Origin of the sequence: Planomonospora alba, from assembly GCF_039534085.1 — a bacterium.
Lineage (GTDB): Bacteria > Actinomycetota > Actinomycetes > Streptosporangiales > Streptosporangiaceae > Planomonospora_B > Planomonospora_B alba.
Genome location: NZ_BAAAUT010000125.1, coordinates 1 through 4,155, shown reverse-complemented (window position 1 = coordinate 4,155; position 4,155 = coordinate 1). Strand labels below are relative to the sequence as shown.

General features: G+C 76.3%; 2 protein-coding genes. Both read left to right on the top strand.

Annotation, left to right across the window (positions count from 1 at the left end):
* Positions 1 to 1,492: condensation domain-containing protein (locus ABD823_RS34100; RefSeq protein WP_344867032.1), on the top strand; the 1,492-nt coding region annotated here is incomplete at its 5' end.
* Positions 1,489 to 4,155, top strand: a 2,667-nt coding sequence (locus ABD823_RS34095) for a non-ribosomal peptide synthetase (RefSeq protein WP_344867030.1), incomplete at its 3' end; no start/stop codon positions are given. The genes ABD823_RS34100 and ABD823_RS34095, both read left to right, overlap by 4 nt.

The following is a 4,155-nucleotide window of genomic DNA, read 5'->3' as shown; positions in this document are numbered from 1 at the left end:
TGAGGCGGAGGGGGCCGGGGTCGGTCCGGTGGACCCGACCCCGATCATGCACTGGCTGGCCGAGGCCGGCGGGCCGATCGGCGCCTTCAGCCAGACGGTGGTGCTGCGGGTCCCGCCGGGTCTCGGGGTGGAGGCGCTGACGGCGGGGGTGCAGGCCGTAGTGGACCGGCACGACGCGCTCCGGCTGGTCTGCCCGGGGATCGGGGCGCTGCGCGGGGACGGTCCGGGAGGGCTGGAGGTGCTGCCGGTGGGGGCGGTGCGGGCGGCCGGGTGCGTGCGCCGGGTGGCGGCCGACGGTGCTCCGGTGGACGGAGCGGACGGACCCGGGGGCCAGGACGCCTGGGCGCGGACGGTGGCCGAGGAGGTGGCGCGGTCGCGGGCGGAGCTGGACCCGGCGGCCGGGCGGATGGTGCGGGTGGTGTGGCTGGACGCGGGTCCGGAGGCGTCGGGCCGGCTGGTGGTGACGGTGCACCACCTGTCGGTGGACGGGGTGTCGTGGCGGATCCTGCTGCCGGACCTGTTCACCGCCTGGCAGGCGGCGAGCAGGGGACGGGTTCCGGAGCTGCCGCCGGTGCCGACCTCGTTCCGCACCTGGGCGCGGGCGCTGCGCGCCGAGGCGGAGACCAGGACGGGCGAACTCGACGCCTGGATCGACGTCCTCGACGGCCCCGACCCGCGCATCGGCCGCCGGCCGCTCGACCCGGACAAGGACACTGCCGCGACCGTCCGCACGCTGCGGCTCACGCTGCCGCCCGAACGGACCGAACCGCTGCTCACCACCGTCCCGGCGGCCTTCCACGGCCGGACCCTCGACGTGCTGCTCACCGGGCTCGCCCTGGCCGTGGCGCACCGGCGCAGGAAGCACGGCGGGCGGGGCACCTCCGTCCTGCTCGACCTGGAGGGCCACGGCCGCGAGGAGATCGCCGGCGGCCACGACCTGTCCCGGACCGTCGGCTGGTTCACCACCGTGTACCCGGTCCGGCTCGACGCGGGCGCCACCACCTGGGCCGACGAGCGGACCGTCACCCAGGCGGTCAAGCGGGTCAAGGAGCAGCTGCGGGCGGTCCCCGGCAACGGCCTCGGGTACGGCCTGCTCCGCCACCTCCACCCGGGCGGCGCCGCGGAACTGGCGGAGCTGCCCCGGCCGCAGATCGTCTTCAACCACCTCGGCCGGGTCACCGCCGGCGAGGGCGACTGGACCGTGGTCCCGGCCGAACTCGGCGGCCACGACCCGGAGATGCCGGTGGCCCACGTACTGGAGATCAACACGACCGTCCACGACCGCCCGGACGGCCCGCACCTGGAGGCCGTCTGGTCCTGGCCGGACGGGGTGCTCACCGAGGCGGAGGTCGAGGAACTGGCCGAGACCTGGTTCGACGCGCTCGGCGGGCTGGCCGCGCACGGCTCCGGCGGGCACACGCCGAGTGACCTCCTGGTCGAGCTGGACCAGGACGAGATCGACCGCATCCGGGCCGCATGGGAGGGACGATGACGCAGGTCCAGGACATCCTTCCGCTCTCGCCGCTGCAGCGGGGCCTGTTCTTCCACGCCCTCCACGACGAGCACGACGTCTACACCGCGCAGGTGACGCTCGACCTCGACGGCCCGCTCGCCGCGGACCGGCTGCGGCGGGCCGCCGGGCGGCTGCTGGAGCGCCACGCCAACCTGCGCGCCGGCTTCTGGCACGAGGACCTCAGCCGGCCAGTCCAGATCGTCCCCGACCGCGTCGCCCTCCCCTGGCGCGAGATCGAGAGCGCGGACCCCGACCGGGTGGCCGCCGAGGAGCGGGAGCGTCCCTTCGACCTGACCCGGCCGCCGCTGCTCCGCTTCACCCTGGTCCGGGTCGCGCCCGGCAGGCACCGGCTGATCCTCACCAACCACCACATCCTGCTGGACGGCTGGTCCACCCCGCTCCTGGTCACCGAACTGCTCGCCCTCTACCTGGGCGTGGAGGCCGCGCCCGCACCGCCGTACAAGGACTACCTGGCCTGGCTGGCCCGGCAGGACCGGGACGCGGCGGGCCGGGCGTGGGAGCGGGCCCTGGACGGGGTGGACGGGCCGACGCTGGTCGCGCCCGCGGTCGCAGGCGCCTCCGCCGTCCCGCCGCAGCGGGCCCACCTCGAACTGGACGCGCGGCTGACGAAGACCCTCACCCGGACGGCCCGCCGCCACGGCGTCACGGTCAACACCGTGCTCCAGGCGGGCTGGGGCGTCCTGCTCTCCCGGCTCACCGGCCGCGACGACGTGGTGTTCGGCGCGGTCGTCTCCGGCCGCCCGCCGGAGCTGCCCGGCGTCGAGCGCATGGTCGGCCTGTTCGTCAACACCGTCCCGGTCCGGGTACGGCTCCGTCCCGATGAGCCGCTCGGCGAGCTGCTGGCCCGCCTCCAGGACGAGCAGGCCGAGCTGCTGCCCCACCACCACCTCGGCCTGACCGAGATCCACCGCGGCGCCCTGTTCGACACCGTCACCGTGCTGGAGAACTACCCGTTCGACCCGGACGCGGCCGGCGCCTCCCTCGGCGACCTCCGGCTCACCGGGTTCGGCTCGACCGACGCCCACCACTACCCGCTCGCGCTGGCCGCCGTGCCCGGCGAACGGCTCCTGCTCCGCCTGGACCACCGGCCCGACCTGTTCACCGCGGAAGAGGCGGAACGCCTGCTCGGCCGCCTGCGGCACCTGCTCACCGCGGTCGCCGCCGCACCGGACACCCCCGTCGGCGACCTCGACCTGCTCCAGGAGGACGAGCGGCGGCGGATCGTCCAGGAGTGGAACGCCACCGGCGACCCGGTGCCGCGCCGTACGCTGCCGGAGCTCTTCGAGGCGGTGGCGGCGCGGGACCCCGGCGCGACCGCGCTGGTGGACGGTGCGACGACCCTCACCTACGGCGAGCTGAACGCCCGCGCCGACCGGCTGGCCCGGCTGCTGCGACGGCGCGGCGCCGGACCCGAGCAGGTGGTCGCGCTGCTGCTGCCGCGCTCGGCCGGCCTGGTCGTCGCGGTGCTGGCCGTGGCCAAGACGGGCGCGGCCTACCTGCCGGTGGACCCCGGCTACCCCGCCGAGCGGATCACCATGATGCTCGACGACGCCTGCCCGGCCCTGGTGGTCGGCGAGGAACTCCTCGCCGCCGCGGACGTCTCCGCTCTCCCGGCCGAGGACCTCGGACCGGACGAGGTACGGCGCGACCTCCGGCATCCCGCCTACGTGATCTACACCTCGGGCTCGACCGGCCGCCCCAAGGGGGTGGTCGTCACCCACGAGGGCATCGCCGCGTTCGCCGAGTCGCAACGCGACCGGCTCCGGGTCGGGCCGGACAGCCGGGTGCTCCAGTTCGCCTCGCCGAGCTTCGACGCCTCGGTCATGGAGATGCTCATGGCCTTCGCCGCCGGAGCCGCCCTCGTCATCCCGCCCGAGGGCGTGTACGGCGGCGCGGAGCTGGCCGCGGCGTTGGAGGAGGCGCGCGTCACCCACGCGCTGATCCCCCCGGCGGCGCTGGCGAGCGTGCCCGCCGCCCCGCTGGAGGGTCTGCGGACCCTGGCGGTCGGCGGCGACGCCTGCGGCCCCGACCTGGTGGAGCGCTGGGCCCCCGGCCGGTTGATGGTCAACGCCTACGGCCCGACCGAGGCCACGATCGCCGCCACGGTGAGCGGCCCCCTGCGCCCCGGCGAGGTCCCGCCGATCGGATCCCCCGTCCGGGACGCCCGCGTCTACGTGCTGGACGCCTGGCTGCGGCCGGTGCCGGTGGGGGTGGCGGGGGAGCTGTACCTCGCCGGTCCGGGGCTCGCCCGCGGCTACCTCGGCCGCTCGGCGCTGACCGCGGAGCGGTTCGTCGCCTGCCCGTACGGCACGGGCGAGCGGATGTACCGGACGGGGGACGTGGTGCGCTGGCGCGGTGACGGGGTGCTGGAGTACCTGGGGCGGGCGGACGCGCAGGTGAAGATCCGGGGGTTCCGGATCGAGCCGGGCGAGGTCGAGGCGGCGCTGGCCCGGCATCCGCAGGTGTCGGCGGCGGCCGTGGTGGCGCGCGAGGACCGGCCGGGGGACCGGCGGCTGGTGGCCTACGTCGTGCCGGAGGTCCCGGGCGAGGAGCCGGACCCCGCCCTGGTGCGGGCGTATCTGGCGGGGGTGCTGCCGGAGTTCATGGTGCCGTCGGCGGTG